The sequence below is a fragment of the Aurantibacter sp. genome, from assembly GCF_039941195.1.
Lineage (GTDB): Bacteria > Bacteroidota > Bacteroidia > Flavobacteriales > Flavobacteriaceae > Aurantibacter_A.
Genome location: NZ_JBDVFA010000069.1, coordinates 1 through 21,905 on the forward strand (window position 1 = coordinate 1; position 21,905 = coordinate 21,905).

Annotated in this window: 4 protein-coding genes; 3 read left to right on the plus strand and 1 reads right to left on the minus strand. The window is 36.6% G+C overall.

What is annotated here, in order from left to right:
- The coding region (locus ABJF52_RS11995; protein WP_348150405.1) for a malectin domain-containing carbohydrate-binding protein at positions 1-17,791 on the minus strand (17,791 nt) is incomplete at its 3' end.
- Positions 17,792-18,423: 632 nt separating this feature from the next.
- Between ABJF52_RS11995 and ABJF52_RS12000 the strand changes: the two genes are divergently transcribed.
- From ABJF52_RS12000 to ABJF52_RS12010, 3 genes are all read left to right on the plus strand, one after another.
- On the plus strand, positions 18,424-19,059 hold the full coding sequence (locus ABJF52_RS12000) for an ElyC/SanA/YdcF family protein (protein ID WP_348150408.1): 636 nt from the start codon (positions 18,424-18,426) through the stop codon (positions 19,057-19,059).
- A gap of 44 nt (positions 19,060-19,103) precedes the next feature.
- Positions 19,104-20,357: a divalent metal cation transporter gene (locus tag ABJF52_RS12005; RefSeq protein WP_348150411.1), complete on the plus strand. Its 1,254-nt coding sequence runs from the start codon at positions 19,104-19,106 to the stop codon at positions 20,355-20,357.
- 188 nt (positions 20,358-20,545) lie between these two features.
- On the plus strand, positions 20,546-21,895 hold the full coding sequence (locus tag ABJF52_RS12010) for a hypothetical protein (RefSeq protein ID WP_348150414.1): 1,350 nt from the start codon (positions 20,546-20,548) through the stop codon (positions 21,893-21,895).
- Positions 21,896-21,905: the final 10 nt, after the last annotated feature.

Sequence of the window (21,905 nt, forward strand, 5' to 3'; positions counted from 1 at the left end):
CATTTAAGGACTCTCCATTTGGTCCACTTACTTTCGTCCATGCATATGAATCGATTGTACCATCCGAATCAGTTCCAGAACCTACTAACTCAACACTATTCGTTGGTAAGGTAATTGTCTTATCATCACCAGCATCTGCAATTGGAAGTTCGTTAACAGCTGTTGCTGAACCAAAAATTTCAATGGCCGATAGTTTAGGTTGGTTTACACCATCACTTCCAGTGGCATCAAATACTAAATTTAACTCACCATCGGTAATGATGACATCATAAGTTTTAGATACTGCTGTTTGCGAACCTACATCGGCGTTAATATCATAATCGTCGAGAATGGTATTTTCTTCCATTATCACATCGAATACACGCTGACTAACACCTGCAGCACCACCGCCATTGGCTCCCCAATAAATTTCAGCGAAATGAAGTACTACACTATATTCGCCATCCGCTAATGGAATATCATACTCAAATGCAGCCTGATCAGAACTTCGCTCAGTTTGATATAAAGAAGTAACCGTTGCACTGGTATTTTCATATGCTTTACCGCCTGTAAAATACTGATCAGTGGCAAACACCTCACCATTATGTGTTAACTCCGGTCCGCCTGCATTAATACGTAATGAAAAATCATTAATAACGGAATCTTTAGCTTCAACATCTATTGTAAAGGTATCAGTAAGATTTCCGGCATCAGTAACTTTTAAAGTAACTGTATAAATTCCAGCAATATCATAAGTGTGTTCGGTTTCTACAATAGTCGAAACTGGAGTACCATCACCAAAATTCCATTCATATGTCAATCCACTTTCGGTATCGTTAGATGCACTACCGTCAAAATTAAACTGAAGTGTATTTGACCCTCCAATTGGTGTAACCGATGCTACAGCATTTGGTGCAGTATTACCAACGCCTGTAACTGTAATAGTTACATTAGTAGTATGCGACAAATTTAGATTATCAGTAACAGTTAAACTTGCTTGATAAACACCTGCCGAATTGTACGTGTAATTAGTAACTGCATCTGTTGATGTTCCACTTAAATCACCGAAATCCCAAAGATATGATACAATGTTATTGTTGTCATCCGTAGAACCACTGCCATCAAAATCCACATAGAGTGCAGCAGGACCTTCGATAGTATTTGTAGTTATTATCGCAACAGGTGCTTGATTCACTTCATTAATCGTAATTGAAACACTTGCTGTTGCCTGTAATCCTGTTTCATCTTCAATAGTATAACTAAAAGAATCAGAACCTATATAATCAAGTCCAGGAGTATATAAAACTTCAGTACCATCAACATTTAACTCTGCTAAACCGTTTAATGGATTCTCTACTGAAACAATTGTTATCACCTGTTCGTTAGGATCGGAATCATTGTTCAATAATTCTAAATTTATTGCAAGGTTTTGTTCTGTCTCGTAACTATCGTCAGTTGCTACAGGAGGCTCACTTATACTAATTTCAAAACTAGTCGAAGCTGTCAATCCGTTTACATCTTCGGCAGCAAGGATGATAGAATAGCTACCCGTGGTTCCTATTGGAGGAGTACCTTCAAATATACCTGTGGTTGGATCAAAATGTATCCAAGCTGGTAAAGCCTCACCATTAGCTGTAGCAGTAATTTCTAAAATATTTCCAGGATACCCCCTATCAAAATATTCATTGCTATCTATAGTAAACAATTCATCTATTGCAACAAATAAATCTGCTATGGGTTGCGCTGTAGGAACTGCTTCAGGTCTGATATTTATAAAATAGAACGTATTATCATTCCAATCACAGTTAGCTGAACCTGCTCCACAACCTCCTTGAACAAAATCCTGTAAAACAATATATTCGTTAGGAATTATTTTGCCGTTATGATCAATAACTTTATAAACTCTAGCACCTAGCAAATCAGGTCTATTTCCACTAATATTATTTCCTCCACTAGTTAGATAATTGGAAATAGCAATTCTGAATGGTTCACCAATAGACGTGGCAGTATCATAATTTATACCTTCTCCTTTTCTAGGTAATAAGGTTTGATAATAGGTGCCATCATGACTAAAATTAATTCCTCCAACAGTACCAGTTCCATCAGCCTGTACAAACTTTGCACCATTTGAACTAGGACCACCATGTAATGCAGAAATCTGAATTCCAATAACTGGTTTACTAGGATCTGCCTGAACAAATGTTGAAGACAAAATTAAATCACCCTCATAGCCAGCATCAATGTTCTCAGCAATAGGATAGTTAGAACTAGGTCTGTATGGTAATGTATTTGCAGGTGTAATAGAACCCTCATCATTTACAATACTTAACATACTAGATTCGAAACCAAATGCATCAAAAACCTCTTGCGCATTTATTTCATCACCACCTTCAGGTTGAGGTGAATATGCTCCATGTAATGTTGCTTCATTTTCTAGGGCGTTATCAGCATTTGAAATAATCTCAATAGATTCTACAAATATACCATTGACAGCAGTACTTGTACCACCAATAAAAGTTATATCCAAATCGGCATAGCTACCCGTTTCTATTGTTATTGGCAAGGTGGCTGCTGCTCCTGTGTTATCTAATAGTTCATATGAATAATCATTAGCATCAGTAATGTTTATTGCGGTTACAACTAATGGACCAGTTCCCGAATTATTCAATCGCATAACATTTGAGTCATGAACTTCAGCCTGTCCAGGATTACCTAGTCTATGGAAAGTATAATAATCATCAGCTGGAAAACCTCTATTTGTACCAGGAATTTTAGTCATATTTTCTAGCGCTAATAAAGCACCAGAAGGAGTTTCTATAGTAAAATTATACGTCTCTTCTGAGATATTTCCATTTGCATCTTCTGCAGTAACTACTAAAACATGACTACCAACTTCTACTACATTCAGAGGTGCGTTATATGTTTCTAAAGTATTATCATCCAAAATATACTCTAATCGAACGATACTACCACTTTCACTTTCATCAATTGCACTCAATGCTATTGAAACCTCACCTCTGTACGTATCAGCAGCACTACTATTTCCATCGAAATCAGCTACAATTGTAGGCAATAACAATGATGTGTCTATTGGTGCTAATCGTATGTAATTTGGTTTCGCATTTGCGCCTCCAGCACCTAATGATAAGCGTAAAGTTCCATCGGTAACTTCAACCATGCTTGTTTGCTCAAAATTTTCAAAATCGTCAGGTGCGGTAGTTTCTTGATTATAATTAAGAATAGTTACACCATTAACATCTAAAACATGATTACTATCTGAATAATCTGGATCACCAACGCTAATATTTACTGAATATGAACCATTTGGAACATTTACAATCCAATCTCTTTGAGGATAAGTAGCCGTACTGTTATGACCGATAATTGTAAAAGTGCTCAACAATGCATCACCATCTCTATTCCTACCATTAACAGCCGCATCTGCTGGTTCTAGAGTACCTGGTTCAACCCAACCAAAGGTAAAATCGCCTATAGAAGTAGTCTGTACACCATACGGAACTCCTAAGTCATCAATATAACCTTGTGGAGAAACCGCAACATCATCAGCATCTTGGAAATTAAATTGATATACATATACCAATTCATTAGTAACATTTAGATTTATAGTTATTGATGCATCTTCATAATTAGGAGCTGAAGCATTTATACTTGCTTGATAAGTTCCTATTGAAAGTCCGGAAACATCAACACCTATTTCAAAAGAAGAATTAACATCAAAACTTGTTGGTAAAACAACCCAATCTTCTGTTGCAATTAAATTAATTTCACCAGATGTTAGGCCTCCATTACCGGAAAGCACAACTTCTTGTGTAGGTATTTCTTCTTGGTTAATAGAAGCCACAAAAGTTACTTCGTCCTCACTAAAATCTAACACTAAAGTGCCATCTTCATAAGGAATAACATTATCAATAATGAACATGTAATCTTGGTAATCACCATTTGATGCATCCTCAAAAGCAATTAAAAAACTATTCGCTATTGGATTACCTTCACGATCAGCCATTGGATAAATTCGTGTTCTATGCGTAACCCCCGTTGGTTGAATAGCATTCAATGCATCTTCACTATAATTAATTCTTTGAAAAGAATTTGAATCTACATAGAAACCGAATACTGCTCCTAGTGGATCAAATTCATCTGCTCCAGATACTATAGGCGGAAATAAGGTTTGTGCATTTTCAATCTGACCTTCTAACACACCAACTTCATTGGTTGTGACCACTCCGTCTACATTAGTATACCATCCGAATGGAAGTTCTTCTGCAGGTGAATATCGACCAACAGGAGTAACCTTAATTGGAGCATCAGAAGCCTTTACCCATAATTCCACTTCTGATTCATCTCCACTCGGAGCTGGATTAGTTCCATTAGCTAAGGATGTCCAACCTACATTTACTCCAATTCCTAAAGCATCAACTACATCCTGTAGATTAGGCTCTTCTCCTCCTTCAAAGCCTGCTTTTTTCAAGGCATGCAAGCCAATTTCAAAACTTGGATTAACCTCATCATCACTAGAAACTACCAAACTTGCCTCTTGATATCCAAGATTAGAACCGTTCAAGTCAGGCGCATAGGTAATGGTATAAACCTGTGATTCACCTGGCGCAAGAGAAACTGTACCTGAAGGCTGAACTGCATCAAACTGATCAGCATATTCTCCAGAAATAGTTGCACCCGAAATATTTAATGCTGCGTTACCATCATTAGTAACGGAAACGGTTTTTGTATCAGCATTTTCACCTTCATTATTAACTGTTATTTCAAAAATTAATTCGTCAGGTGTAGCAGCAATTTCAGGACCTATTGTTGCAGGCACCGTTGCTCTTAACAAGGTTAATTTTGGCGTACCATTATTATCTCTGTCGTATTCAGAAATATAGATATTACCTGTTTTAGGATCTTCTATTACATCTAAAGGATCATCAAACCCACCTAAACCAGGTACATCTCCATTAACATTTCCAATATCTCCATTAGTCTTTGGTTGCATTACTAAAAGATCATCTTGACCGCTAAAACGTACCACCATTAACAATCCTTGAAGTTTTCCTCCAAAGGCATTACTTTGATATTCTATAGCTCCGTTTGGAGATTTATTTTTACCAAAATCAAATGCTGGTTCTCTGTAATTTGGATCTGGTCCTAAATCGTTAGGATACTTCGCCACGTCCGTATAAGATGTTTCTTCTTGACCTGGCAACCCACTATATGGAGCTCCACCATGATTTAAAACAAATTCACCTCTATAAGGATTTGGGTGTCCATGATATGACCCCCCTTGTGTTTTAAACAACCAATCTTTTTGTGTTTCACCACCAGTTAAAGAAGGCACATCAGGAATTGATGTTAATCCATCAATTCTTCTTGCCAATGCATAATCGTCTGTGGAGGGTGAATTCGGCGAGTTATTATTGTTTCCCGCTGTTCCATTGGTTGGCACATATAACCAACCATTGGAGTGCCATACCAAATCGTATGCATTTCGAACTCCAGTTGCAAATATGGTTATTGGTGCATTTGTTGCAAATGGATTGTATGTACCATCACTCATAGTTAAACTACCTGAAGTAGCACTATTGATAACACCAATGTTATCTGTAGTATAAGCACTTAAAGGTAAAGTTGATGGTAATTTATCAAGTTCTACTTTTAATATTGCACCCGCTAACAACCTTTCTGGTCGATTTACCCAATTAGGATCTGGGTCGCCACCAGCAGTATTACTACCTTGACTGATAAACATATCTCCTTGTAAATCAAATTCAATACTATTCGTTAAATGATCTTTACCAGATCTTGGTAAATGGATTATCAAATCTTCAACATTTGAAAGTGTAGGACCAGTTAATTTGCTTAAAACACCATCCCATTCAGGTCCATTCGTTACCGATGCAGTACTATGTGTAATATAGGCTATTAAATTTTCAGCCGTAGATGCGGGGTCAAATGCTAATCCAATTATTAATCTATCATTATTAGATCTAGCTCCATCCTCAGGATGTACAGCACCTTGTAATTCTGGAGAAAGAATTTCTAAATTCTCTAATGTTCCATCGGCTGCCATATCCCATCGATAAATTTTACCATCAGAATTAAAATTACCTATGGTACTAGCATATAATTTACCATCTGGACCGATTACTAAACTTGAGAACCGTTGATTAGCTGTACCATCACCCAATGCAACTCCACCAGGAACTTTGGTAAATTCCACACCAGTTAAGTCTAACTCGGCAACCGTATCTTCATCACCAGTAGTGAATTGAGATTCAAATTCAGCAAATGCCAAACGATCAGAGGTATCGCCAACTAAGTTAGCTTCAATATCATCGGTAAGTCTAAATACATAAGTAGTAAATGTTTTTAGTGTGCTTAATGGGGTAAGAGTAATCGCATCTCCACCACCAGTATCATTGGAATTTGATGGTACAAGCACTTCACCACCTGCAGTTACTTCGTAAAGATTTACATTACCTGCATAGGTAGTTTTATCCAATTCATAGCCTACTGGAGTAACAACCTCCACATTAATTTGAAAGTCGGTTATAGCTACATTTGTAGCATTATTACTAGGTGTTACATTGGTGAAAAATGGCTCAGTAATAGCACCTCCGTCAGTAATTGAAAGGGAATTAATTTTTGTATTGTGCCCTCCATCTGCATCAATTGTTAACCGACCATCAGTAACCGTAACAGTGGCAGAACCTGAGGTAAATCTTGTTGCAGTACCAACAGCACCAGATGGAACGTATTGATTTATAATATTAACGCCTTCTACATTAATAGTGTGACTTGGAATATCATTACTATTACCTGTATCTAGATTTGGATCACCTACACCTACAGAAACAGTATAACTACCATTAGGCACTGCTATTTCCCAAATACCTTCTGTTAATACTCCACTAGTTCCTGTACCATTCCCTACGTCACCATACTGCATATGCATTAGGGTATTTTGTAATATATCAACTCCTGTTACTTCTCTATTTCTTGCATTTTGAGATAAATCAAGTGTAGTTTGACCATCAGTCGTTAACCAACCATATGAATAGGTATTACCTCTATCTGCGAAATCTAAACCTGAATCAACTAAATAACCTGCAGGTGGCACATCTTCTGGTAATGAGAAATTAATATTTACTGGTTCAAAGGTTACTATGTTATCAGGTGTAATAGAGAAATCTTCTAATGTGAAAGCAACTTCTGTTGCAGCATCTTCACGTCGTTTTGTAGCAAAAACACCTGCAAAACTTAAATTATCATAACTTACATTTCCGCTTACATAAGCTGAAGGTAATGGCAAGCTACCAAGTAGTATCTCCGTTCCTCCATTTAAGGAATAAAATGCTGTTAGCTGAGAATTTTCAACATCAACATAAAGACGAAGTTGAACAGTACTTGAGTTTAAATTTGGCACTGTTGTAATTACTTGACTAGTATTTGCCGAAACTGCTTGTAACTCAGTACGTAATTCTATTTGAGAAGTACTATTTGCAATTAATTTTACAAAATTATCTTCGTTTAAACCAAACCAAACTCCTGCTTGTTCAGAATCTGCATCAGCATCCGTATAAGGATTTACTATTGTTGTTGCTATACTAAAATTACCATAGCTACTCGCATCAATTCCAACACCCAAAGTATTTATTTGAGAATTCACTTCTGTACTTGTTCCAGCGCCTGTACCCGTCTTTATATATGAAATTCCCTTATTTGCGTTAATAATCAAATTCCCATTTAAAATACTTAATTGTGAGGGCTCATATCCTGGTACGTTTAAATTTGATATTGGGCCATCATCAGGGATTCTTTCAGATGGGTTATCTACCATTGTGAAACCTGTATTACTCAGACCACCTTCTGTACCATCAAATTCTAACATGAATGGTAATGTGACTTCTAACTCGTCGCAATCTAAAGTGCTTATTGGTGAACACGCTACCGCAGGCGTATCATCGTAAGGTTTAATATTACGCGCAATTACGACAATATCTTGATAATCGAATCCTGATACATGTTCTTCTGTGGCAATTATATAGGCATTGTCTTCACCTGGTAATTCGTATACCCGTACATGATGCGGTATTGCGCCACTAAATATATTCAGCGCATCTTCACTAAATAATTGTCTGTCATTAAAAAATGGCCATCTACTAACGAATCCGAAACTTTGAATTCCTGGATCAAAACTTAATGCACCATTTACAATAGGGTTCAAGGTTTGACCATTATTTGAAGTCGTATTTTCTATATTAAATACTTCAGTAACACTGTTTACATTTCCAGATTCATACCATCCAAATGCCACAATTGGATTATTCGCTTCCGGACCATATACACTTAAAACTTCTAAGGTTACCGGTGCATCTGATGCTCTTTCAAATTTTTGAACAGCAACCTCATCTCCTAATATATCATTGTAAGCGGACCCGCTTTCAAGATCAATTAAATTAGTAGTTGTGTTAGTATCACCAACATTAACAACTCCTTCTCCTAGTTGCGTATTTAATATCCACTGTAATGAAGGTTCATTAGATCCACCTGTACCAACTTTACCCAGACCACTTAATGAAATGATTACAGGATCAGCGTCTGTACCTGATAAGGTTAATTCAGCATACTTAGGACCATTAGAAGTTGGATCAAATGAAATTAAAAATGAACCAGAATTCTGAGCAGCTATACTTGATGGTAATCCTGAAAAACTAAATTGACTTGCATCAGCCCCTGTTATTTGAGCTGATATATTATTTAAAGTTGCATTACCTAAATTTGATAATGTAATTTCCTCTGAATATTGATTGCTTCCATTTGTTACGGCATCACCAGTAAAATCATCAGTATTTACAACAATTACTGCTTTTGGAGTCGATTGATTGCTTGGTTTAAGTAGAATAATATTACTACTACCATAATCCGATACATAAATATTTCCTGTGTTTATATCTTCCGTAAGATCTAATGGATCATTAAATCCTGAAAAGCCTGGGATACCCTCTTTAAATGTTGAAATATCACCATTTGTACCATCGGGAACAAGAGCAATTATATCACTTCCGCCACTATACCTAACCACTAAAATAGCCCCTTGCAGGTTCCCGTTCTCGGCATTACTTCGATACTCGATAACACCATTTGGCGATTTATTAAATTCGAAATCAAACGCATCTCCTCGATAATTTACATCTGCTGTAATACCATTATAAACAGCATTATTTACATCAGCATCACCTCTATTAAGTACAAATTCTCCACGTAATGGGTTCGGATGTCCATAAAAGCCAATCGAACTATTTGGATCGATTCTGAAAAGCCAGTCATGTTGAACATTATTACCATTTGAAGCCGGAATTACAGGATATAGTGGATTTGAATGATCATAAAAAGAACCATCTGGTCTTCTTGTTCCATCAATTGAAGCAGGAGCATTACTACCGCCCGCTGTACCATTTGTAGGCACATATAATTGACCATTAGAGTGCCATACTAAATCATACGCATTACGAATACCAGTTGCGAAAAGCGTTAATGGGGCATTTGTATAATATGGATTATACGTGCCATCATCAGCATAAGTTTGTCCATCCTCGGTATAGTTAGCAACTGTAGAAGTTAAAGTTGGTGAATTCGTATTAACGTTATTAATAGCTACAGGGTCCATTGTAGTTTTAGCATTCAATGGCCATTGACCTTCTGGAAGTTTATTTAAATCTAATCTTAAAGCAGATGCTGACAACAGTCTTTCTTTACGATTACCCCATGCATTATCAGGTGCTCCGGCCGCGCTATTACTACCTTGATTGAAATATAATACATCTGGCTCTCCTGATTTAAAGGCTATACTATTTGTTAAATGATCCTTTTTAGATCTAGGCAAATTGGTTACTACTAAATCTTCAATCTCTAAATTAACACCGGTGAGTCTAGAAATTTTACCATCCCAAGACGGGGCATTATTTAAAGCGCCTGATTGATGTGTAATATATACAATTAGGTTATTTGCTGTCGCATCTGGATCAAATGTAAAACCTATTGCAGCTCTAGAACCATAAGAGGACTTCCATGAATTTAATACTTCTTCATTTGTAAGAGTACCATCAACATTCATATCCCAACGATGAATATCACCATCTATTTCTAAGCCATATAATTTGCCATCTGGGCCTATTGTCAATGTAGAATATTTGGCTCCAGAAGCTACAGCTCCTGCATTTTCAAAAGACACATTATCCAAATCAGTTGTTGGACCACCGCCGCCACCGCCAGTTGTAAAACTAGAAGTAAAGAATGCGAATGGTTCACCAGTAACATCTAGCACACCATCAATTTCTACAACGTAAGTTGTATTGGCTTCTAACGGTTGTGACGGAACAATACTTATTGCATCGCCTCCACCTGTGCCATTTGCCGTAGAGGCAATCGGTGTAGTATTACCTTCTTTATAAATTTTAACGGTACTGTTACTGATTGAATTATTATCTACACCAGTATTACCTATTTCATCAAAATTGGGTAAAAACAAATCATTAGCAGAGATACTTGCATTTACAGAAACCCCGGTAGCTCCATCAGTTGGTGAAATTCCTACAACTAGTGGAGTTTGTATTTCTCGAACTTCTAAATTTATGGTTATAGATGCATTTTCATATCCTAATTCAGGCTCGTCAATCGCAAAGACCGTAGTACTATAATTTCCTGCAGGAACATTCTCCTTTATTGTAAACGTAACTTCACCAACTTCAGTTTCCGATGGTAATACCAACCATTGCATAGCGTCCGGATCATCTGAAAAGATTACTGTCGGACTCCCTGAGGTAGAAGAAAGTAGTGTAGTTTGTACAGGTATAGTTGTCCCTACATTTCCAATAAAGTTAAGCTCAGAAGCATTAAAAGCAAGTTCTAAAGCTACTTCTTCTGCAATAATCTCAAAATCTTTAAATACAGCTGTAATAGATTGGTCTACAGCAGCATTTCTGTGCGTGGTAAAAATACCTGCAAAGTTCAAGACCTCAGAAGGGTTTGAAGTATCGAAAGTAGTTCCCTCAAAATACTCCTCAGGTACTGCCAAGAAATCTGCTCCAGAATCTGATACTAAAATTTCGGCACCACCATTCAACGAATAATAACCTTTAACTGTACTATTAATTGGATCTATCTCCATGCGAAGTTTAATATCACCCGTATTGGATGCTATATTACCTGTATTAATTTCTAGAAAGGCAGTTGCAGTAGTTGTTTCGTCCATATTTTCAACTTGCAATTGCACCTTCCTAGTAGTGTTACCCGTTTTAAGAATAGCCAATTTCATATAATAATCTTCATCTAATCCAAACCATATTCCGGCTTGTTGAGAATTATTAGTCTCACTTACCGAAAAATCTGGATTTTCTAAAGTTGAAGTAATACTAAAAACACCTGAAGGAACAACCATTCCTGTTCCTAAAGCATTCATTTGCGAATTTGTATTATTACTATTTGGGGAGCCTACCGGTTGGTTATAAAAGATACCTTTTGTACTTATGATAGACAATCCACTTGCATCTTGAGTAATTAAACTCGGAGCATACCCAGGCACAGTTAAATGAGCTAAAGCATCGTCACTAGCTAATCGGGCACTTGGCTCTAGCACCATTGTTAACCCTGAATCTGACAGATTACCATTTGCAACCGTAAAGTCTAGCGATAAAGGCAGTAATGTTTCAATTTCATCACAATCTAAAGTACTTATCGGCGAACAAGGTTCTGTTTCAATTACTTCTGTAACATCGATAGTTATTTCTGCTGAAGCACTATTTGTTCCGTCATTGACCGCTACCGTAACTATATATTGCGGTGTGTTTTCGAAAGAAAGCGCTGTCAATACTGAAATTTCACCAGAAGTTTCATCTATAGCGAATGTACCCGCATCATTTCCTGAAGTTATTGAATAACTAAGTGTTTGGTCATCGGTGGCCACTACGGTTCCAACTATATCATTTATAGCGGCATCTTCAGAAATTGTAAACGATTGATCATCTATAATTGGCTGATTGAACACTGGTGTAATTGAGAAATAATCATACTCCGCATTAAAACTGGCACCATTTCGGTATGTGGAATAAACTCCTGCAAAACTGGCATTCCCAATTTCAGCACTTACAGTTTTACCACTCATATAAACGGTAGGTAATTCAAGATTGTTAGCACTCGCTTTGGTAACTTGAATAAATGCCCCTTCATCGATAGCATAATATGCTGTAATAGTATTTAAATCAGGATTAATAACTAATCGTAAGGTGACATCATTACCAGAAACGCCAACATTATTTACTTGAATTTGATCGAGAGAGGTTGCTCCATTTGCAGATAGCCCCCCTATTTCACGACGCATTTCAATATTGTCGTTGTTTACATTTAGTTTAACAAAATTTTCGTCGTCTATACCAAACCAGATACCTGCTTGTGCGGCATTAGCTCCTGTTGTAATTCCTACTAATTTTGCCTCTACAACCAGTGGAGTGGTAATATTTTGCAAACCAAGGCCTAAAGTATTTATTTGGGCATTATTTTCTAGATAAGCGATACCCTTGTTCGCTGTTATAATGAGGTTGTCGGTTACCGTTAAAGCTAAATTACTTGGCTCGTAACTTGGAAAATTACTATCGCTAGCAATACCATCTTCTGACACACGTAATCCCGAATAAGGATCAACCATGGTAAATCCAGTATTATCTAACCCTGCTCCAGTACCATCAAAATTTAAGCTAACCGGTAGGTTAGTAACAATTTCATTGCATGGCAATGGACTGAAGGGATTACAAGTTTCAGTCTCTATTAGTTCTGTTACGGTAACAAACCATTGTTGTTCAGTACCATTTTCAGCTGTAATTGTGTAAATAGCTGAACCATCTTCTAAATCTGTATTCAAACCTGCTAGTGGATCTATTGTGGCCTCATCAGAAATAGTTATTGTAGGAGATAGTGTAGAAAAATCAGTGCCATTCTCAACCTCTATGATAACTGTATGGTCTTCCACATCAATAACTGCGGCACCTGTCTGATCTGATAATTCAAAAGATAATAAATCATTTTCTGTAGACCTCGGGTCGGAAGCCTCAGCTATAGTAGCGAAATTAATTTTTGTTCTAAAAGCACCTGCATCATCTGCGTCAATAGTAAGTTTACCATCTTGAACCTCCACAATTACTGTATTAGTTTGAAAACGGCCCGGGTCCCCTTCCGGCAAATTGAAATCTACTATAAATATCGGAATTGCTGTTTCACCTTCAACATTAATATAATGTACCGGTGAATCACTTGAATCACTATCTGTACTCGGATCACCAACACTCACTGTTACTTCGTACCAGCCATTTTCTAAGGCTACTTCCCAAACACCTTCGTTACCACGATTTGTTCCTACCCAACTTGGTATATCATTACCTTGAATATGGACTAATGTATTTAATAATAAATCTACACCAGCAACTTCACGATTTCTTCCGGTACCAGTACTTGGGGTAGTCAAATCAATGGGTTGTCCATCTGATAATTTTATCCAACCATATGTTAAACCATTATCTCTTAATCCATAAGCTTCTCCGAAATCTTTTACATATCCAGCGGGAGCATTTGTAAGCTCATCTTGAAAATTTATTTGATATGGAAATGATGCCACAAAAGGGGCCTCAACAGTAATTTCTTCAGTAAAAACAGCAGTGTTTCCACTATTATCAGTAACCGTTAGGGAAACCGTATAATCACCTGAGCTAATATAAGTATGTGAAGTAGTTTCTCCATTACCTGTATTTCCATCACCAAAATCCCATGCAAAAGAAGAAATTGTCCCATCATCTAAGGACGTTGTGGCATCTAAATCAACAGTTAAATCTGAAACTTCAGCTGTAAAGGCTGCATATGGTTTGCTATCTATTAGTTCTGTAACCACTTCATTATAATCTGTACTTAATCGAATTGGACCTATTTTTCCAGTATTATCAGTATTTGTAGAGCTAATAAAAATTCTTCCTAAGCTAGGTGTTCCACTGGTTGCTGATTGACTTGCTGAAGCACTTATCCAAGCCGTAGCACCCTCAGAAAGAGCAGGAGATATTGTATATTCATAAGTTATGGTATCAGTACCATTCCAAACTCCTTTAACGACAAATTGAAATAGTTGATTCGGGTAGACATCTTGTTGTCCGGCATTAGAATTTGGTCCAGAAAGCCCTAATCTTGCTTTGACATCGCCTCCATATCTTCCTATAATTTGACGCACCCATTCATTGCCACTGTCTGCATCATCAACCCTAATTGCTACCCGAACTCGTGGACTATTAGTAGCTGTACTTATTTCAGAAAATTGAAAATAAGTGCCGAAGTAAAAAGGCACATTTGCTACTAAATCAACAGGATTGTCAATTAGTGTTATATAATCTACAGTGGTATTAAGGTTTTCAATATTTAAAGCATGTGTAGTTCCGTCAGTTAGTGCTTCTGCTACTACCAAAATATCTTGTTTATCACTTCCATCTGTATTATCTTCAGGGTCCCAAGCTCCCCCAGATACTGCTTTTAACTGCCCAGGTGTATAAGAAAAATTTTCAATAAAAGAGAATTCAGAAGCTGGAGTCTCAACTTCTTCTGTTACTGTAATGGCTATGCTTTGAGCTGCAGTAAGCGAACCGGAGTCCGTAACGGTAACTTCAATATTGTAAATATTATCACCTCCAGCATCAACTGGGTTTTCAAAGTCGGGCACATCAATAAAGGCGACTTCACCTGATACAATATCAATATTAAACAAACTATCGTCAATTGTACCTGTAAGAGAAAATTGAAGTCCTGGTCCTTCTACATCATTATCATCAGTTACTTCTACCTCAATGGCAGCTGTCTGATTTTCTAAAACAGATGCGGTTGCCGCACTAGTTATCGAAGGAGCCGTATTTGTTGCTGCAGCTTCGGTTACAGTAACCTGCCATAATTGAGCTGTAGTTTCATCTTCAGCCGTAACGGTGTAATCAACAGTATTTTCAAAATCTTGAGCTAATCCACTTTCCGGACTAATAGTAGCATCATCAGAAATTGAAATCGTCGGTACTAATCCAGTTAATAATGTTCCATTCGCCACTTCAACGGTTATGGTATGTGCCGTGGCATCAATAGTTGCAGCCCCAGTTTGTTCAGCAAATACAAATGTAAGAATATCGGTTGCCGTACTCGGTGCTTCTGATACCGTTACGGTCCAAACTTGCTCCGACGTATCTTCGGCCGTCACTGTATAATTTATAGGATCCGTAAAATCTTGTTCCACTCCACTTGCAGGGCTAATGGTAGCATCTTCTGATAGCGTAATTGTCGGCACTAAATTGGTAAGCAATGTACCATTACTTACTTCAATATTAACTGTTTTTGCTGTGTCGTCAATCGTCGCCGCACCTGTTTCATTCGCTAAAGTAAATGAGAGAATTTCTTTTTCATCATTTAAAGCAACAGGTAAAATTTCTATCGCTTGTACAATTGCATTATTTGCTGAAGCCGTGAAATCTATATTAAGTTCGCCATCACTAACTATTACATCATAACTTTGTAAGGCTAAAACTCCTTTTCCATAGGATGCAACAAGATCTAAATCACCTATTAGCGGATTACCTTCAATTTCGACATCAAATACTCGAATCCCCGCAGCATCATGAAAATTCTCAATCATATGAAGAGCCACGGTGTATTCACCATTGGCAATAGGAAAATTATAACTAAAATCTGCACCATACCTTCTCGGATGATATAAATCTGTATCGGTAACGCCTACTAGATCGTATGGGTCATTATTTGCAGTAGTGCCCGATGTCTCTTCTAGATAAGCTATATTTTCAGCAGCAAACATATCCCCATCTTTGGTATAATCTTGCCCTGCAACATTCATTCTATAAGGGGGGATAACTGTTGATGCAACGACTGCTTCGACTGTTACATCTGCCATTAATTCTGCTGGTTTAAATCCTTTTGCAGTTGCAATTATTTTGTTATTACGAGTATCATTTACAGCCAATGCAGTTGCATCCATAGTAAAATCAAATTGTCCTAAAGAACTTGTTGTTGGCAGTGTTAACCAATCATTTTCGCCTGTTAGTGTTTTATCTTCCGCATTAATATTATCATTAATTACCAAACCAATATTTGTAGCTCCTGCACCAGATAGTGAACTTGAAAAAGTATCTGCAGCTCCAATTGCTATGGTTTCACTTATAGTGTTTGGTGAGAATGCAAGAATACCATTGACAGGGGTTCCTGAGCTTTCTACTACATCAATATAATTGATTTTAGAATTAAAACCTCCTAGCCCGTTCATGGTTAATGCACCGTCAACTACCTCAACAATCATTGTTTCAACCCCAGTTTGACCTGGCGTAGGGACAAAAGCTGGAATTATTGTATAGCCTTCAATTGTAGCGCTATGACGACTATCAATATTATTAGGATCCTTATCACCAAGACCAACTGTCACTGCATAAGTCCCGTTAGGTATTTCTAACTCCCATAGCGTTTCATTTCCTCTGGGTTGACCAGACCAAGATTGATTTCCACCAGTATTTGATATGATATTGTCTCCTTGGAAATGAATTAACGTACCTTCCAATTTTTCTTGAATAGACGCCCCTGAATATGTTCCTGATATTCTATTTCTTCCAGCTCCATGATTAGCACCAGTCCCTCCATTAGCAGCGATATTTGAAATATCAATAGCAGTACCATCAGAAGCTTTTTTCCAACCAAATTGATAATCATTTACACCAACAGAAATAGTGGAGTTACCAAATTGTTTTCCATAATCAGCAATATAACCTGCTGGAGGAACTGTAAATGACGGATTATTTTGAAAGTTTACATGTGCTTCAAAAGGTGTCGATTCTTCTGTCACTGAAAAACTATCATAAGAAATCACCAAAGAACCGCCGGTAGAATTTCTTGTACTGGTCATTATTCCAGCAAAAGATATTTCATCCGTTCCGATATTATTATCGTGATCTACACCAGCTAAGAAATAAGCTGGTATACTTAGTGAATTACCTGGTCCAACAACTTGGACTTCAGGCGCGCCGTCCAATGAATAATAACCCACTACATTTTCTGTACTAGGATTAATAGAAATTCTTAAAGTAATATTAGACACACCATTAGTTGATATATCACTAGTATTCAACTCATTAATTGTCATTGTAGTACCAGAACCAGTTGCTCCACCAACGCTTTGTTCTAATGCCAATTGAAATTTCTGAGCACTTGTACCAGGCCTATCAACCGCAACTAATTTCACAAAATTGTTTTCATTTAATCCAAACCAAATACCAGCTTGTTGTGATTTATTGTCAGGAGTTGAAGAATTAAAATCTGGCTGTGCAAATGTTGCTTCAATATTTATAACATCAGAACCAACACCTAAACCTATACCTATAGCATTCATTTGAGAATTCGTATTCCCACTGCTAGAAGGTTGATTATAATTTATCCCTTTTGTGGCTGTTACGCTAAGCTGTCCAGATGACAATGATAAGTTGCCACTTTTTAGTCCTGGAACATCTGGGTCTGCCCCAACATCATCAGATGCTAATCTAGAAGATGGAGCATCTACCATTGTAAAACCAGTAGCTAAAATACCACCTTGACTTCCATTAAAGTCTAAATTTAGCGGCAATCCAACTTCCACTTGACTACAGTCCAGTGTACTTATATTGGAACAAGGTGTTTGGCCAAAAGATAAGGCCGTATAGAAAAATAGAATTGAGAGTAGGGTAATTTTTTTCATATAGTGGAGATTGTTGTTGGTTTATTGGTTTGGTTATAAATAAATAATGGCCTAAATAGACTTCCAATGTGAAATCTAATTGGCCAAAAAAGTAAATGCAGTGTAATACGAAAGCTTCGAGAAAAAACATATACAAAAATGCTCTGCTCGAAGGCGTTATTTAAAATAAATATAATACTATTCAATACACCCCCGTGGTATATAGGGAACTTTTGGAAGTTATCCATTAGTTTGGTCAATTTAGATGGTTCATCGGGGGAATAACAACCTAAGCTAGGACCTAATTCAAAATAAAGATTTGGGAATAATCCTTAATATTTAACGAAATATATAGATTTAATATCGATGAAGAACACCATAATATAGAAATATCCGATGAACGGTATTATAAATTAGTTGAAATACATTTTTCCTACAAAAATCTACCACTATAAAAAAAAGTAAACATTTATAAATCTTTAATCCAATTGTATTTCAAAAACTCTTTTTTTTAAATGATGATAAATCAACAAATTTTATGATGCTTTTTGCTTCTTTCACTAAAAATTTAAGTAATAAATATTGATTTCTTCAAGTCAACAAACTTGGACTTATCTGTATTTACTATCTTTAATATCCAGACCATTTTTTAAATGAAAAGAAAGCTTCTCAAATTAACAGGAATATTTATTCTCATTCCTTTGTTAATTTTATTTATTTGCCATACTACCATAACGAATTCTGCTAAAGGAAAAACTTTCGACAATACGGACGAAATTCCAAAAAACAAAGTAGGATTAGTTTTAGGCACTTCAAAAAAATTAAGTTCAGGGCATTCGAATCCGTACTACGAGTATAGAATTACTGCTACTGTAAGGTTGTATCAAGCAAAAAAAATTGATTTCGTTTTAGTTAGTGGTGATAATGGTAGTCGGTATTATAACGAACCAACTACATTTAAAAAAGACCTCGTTAAAGCTGGAATACCCGAAAACAAAATATACTTAGACTATGCCGGTTTTAGGACCTTGGATTCTATGTATAGGGCTAAAGTAGTTTTTGGCTTAGAGAAGGTTACTGTAATATCTCAAGAATTTCATAATGAAAGAGCAATTTACCTAGGTAAACAAAAAGGTTTAAATGCAATAGGTTTTAACGCTAAGGATGTATCGGGTCAAAATGGATTAAAAGTGCATGTACGGGAATACTTTGCAAGAGTAAAAGTTTTTTTAGATATGTTTATGAATACACAACCGAAATTCTTCGGAGACAAAATCGAAATTAAATAACCGCACCTAACATAGAATACCAACCAATAACGTTTTAAAACATTATGTCAAATTTTAAAACTCTTTTAAGGAATTTAGGACCAGGGCTTCTTTTTGCAAGTATGGCGATTGGTACCTCACATTTAGTGCTTTCAACAAAAGCTGGAGCTCAATATGGATGGATTATGATAATACCAATTGTATTAGCAAACGTATTTAAGTATCCATTTTTTGAATTCGGAGTTCGCTACACCAATGTTACCAATAAAACATTAATTGAAGGGTACAGAAATCGCGGCAAGGGATACTTATGGTTCTATGCTATAATTACATCTATTACCACCTTTACTATTCTGGCAGCACTATACACTGTAACCGCAGGATTATTCATTAATCTTTTTAAAATTTCAAATGTTTCACTTTCGACAGTTGCCCTAGGACTATTTATTTTTATAAGCGCATTATTAATTGTAGGTAAATATCGTTTTCTAGAAATATCATTAAAGTATGTGGTAAGTATTTTATTCGTCGCTTTAATTGTCACAACCGCACTAGTCATCTTCAGAGGACAGGCTACCCAAGCAGCCGGATTCACCCCTACTCCAATTTTTAATGAGGCAGGTATTTTGTTCTTAATTGGTTTAATGGGCTGGATGCCAACCACCGTAGAAGCATCTAGCTGGGTTAGCTTATGGAGTATTGAAAAATGGAAAACTCAAAAACAAAAACCTGCTCTATCAGAATCATTACAAGAATTTAATGTTGGTTATATTATGACAGGTATATTGGCAATTTTCTTTTTGACTATTGGTTGTATGACGCTCTATGGAACCAACACCATATTAAGTAGTAAATCGGTTGCTTTTGCCAATCAAATAGTTGAACTATTTACAACACACATTGGATCTTGGGCTTATATATTTATTGCAGTATCTGCTTTTGCAACTATGTTTAGCACTTGCATGACGGCACATGATGCAACGGCAAGAGTATCACTTGATATTATTGGATTACTTTTTAAAAAACCGAAAGATTTAAAAAACAAAACCAACTTTGCGATAGCTGTTCTTGTTTTAGCAATTGTAAATTTTATAGTTGCTGCTGCGTTTGGAGCCAATATGCTTCAATTAGTTGCTTTAGCAACTTTTGTCTCTTTTGTGGTTGCACCAATAATTGGTTTTATGAATCTTAAAAATGTTTTAAGCAATGAACTTCCTGATGAAAAAAAGCCTAGAAAATGGTTGCAAATTCTTGCCTATTTCGGAATTTTATTTTTGGGATTTTTCTCAATCTATTATTTCATCTTAGTCCTTTTTTAATAATTTCTAATACTTTCAAATTGTAATAAAACACACAAATACCTATTCAATTTATAACTACATTGAACGTATTCAAATTGAATTAACACCATTCTCAACAATTGTTAAACGGCTGTTAAATTAAAATTGAGGTCAACTTTTTAGTTCTTCTGTTTCGTAACTATTAAGAACCCCAAAATTAATTTGCTTTGAAAATATCCCAAATGTTTACACTGGCTTTAGTATTATTTTTCTTCTTAAATTGTTCTGAAGATGATACAATTACAACCCCTCCTGAAGAACAAGAACAAGTAGAATCCGATGCTGATAATGAAGAAACCGATGCTAAAAATGAAGCGGAAAATGAAGATGAAACTAAAGAAGAGCCAATTGAAACTATTGACATTAGCGCTGGCTTACCTGCTAATGACCTAGAAAATCATCCAATGCAAGATGTTGCAAAACCAGGTTATTTGCAGACCATTATCGACCCCTCTTTTGGCACGACTATAAGGCGCATATCCAACGCAGCAAATGGCCAAGTTATTAAACCAATGTATAGCACCATACAAGCTTGGAATTCTGATGAAACTTACATGATATTGTATGATCAAGGAAACGGAGTCCACCAACTACTCAATGGAATGGACTATACCTTTATTCGAAACTTAGATGATATTTCTCCAGATGATTTAGAGCAGATTTTTTGGGATTTCAACAACCCAGACATCTTTTTCTATATTGACCGACAAAGTAGTGATCTTATAAAATATAGTGTAAGTTCCAAATCGAAGGATGTACTAGTTAATTTGGCCGAAATCTCAGACTGTAGTGGCAATATTGGCTCTGGAAATGATGTGCAGATGATGTCATGGAATTCAGACATCATTGGATTCCGCTGCGATAATACTAGCGCTTTTGCATATCGGATATCCACGAATGAACTAATATCTTTTAACCTAAATGATGTGGAGTACACGGCTCCTATGCCATTACCTAGTGGAAACGGATTCTATCATGGTACACAAATCTATAATACTACTGGAGGCCCTGAAAAGGCTTTAAATGAATCAGGCATTGAACACTCTTGTCTGGGTAAATTAGTCGGGGGTGGCGATGCACATTATGCCATTGCTTTTTCAGAAGGTCCGCAAGGAGGCTGCTTAGGCAATATTATTGCACATGATATTGCAATCGGAGAATGTTTTCCCGTTATTAGTGAAAGTCAAGGATATCCTTACCCCTTAAGTGGCACTCATATATCTGCGGTATCACATAAAAATCCTGGATGGGTAGCTGCTTCAATGATGGGATACGACCAAGATGGTCAATCTTTATTGGACCAAGAGCTTGTAATAGCACGAGTTGAAAAAGGTAATATACAAGTTTATAGAATCGGACATCATCGCGCAGATGAAGACGAATTTGATTATTGGGGGGAACCACATGCGGTAATCAGTCCTACAGGCACTCGTGTAATCTTTGGATCCGATTGGAGTGGAGACGAAGACGGAAAATCAGTAGACACCTATGTTGTAGAATTACCTGCTTTTGAATAAGTCCGTAAGA

Bases quoted from the DNA above. Each gene is read 5' to 3' on its own strand.
- ABJF52_RS12000 (WP_348150408.1), top strand. From the start codon at position 18,424: ATGAAAAGAAAGCTTCTCAAATTAACAGGAATATTTATTCTCATTCCT.
- ABJF52_RS12005 (WP_348150411.1), top strand. From the start codon at position 19,104: ATGTCAAATTTTAAAACTCTTTTAAGGAATTTAGGACCAGGGCTTCTT.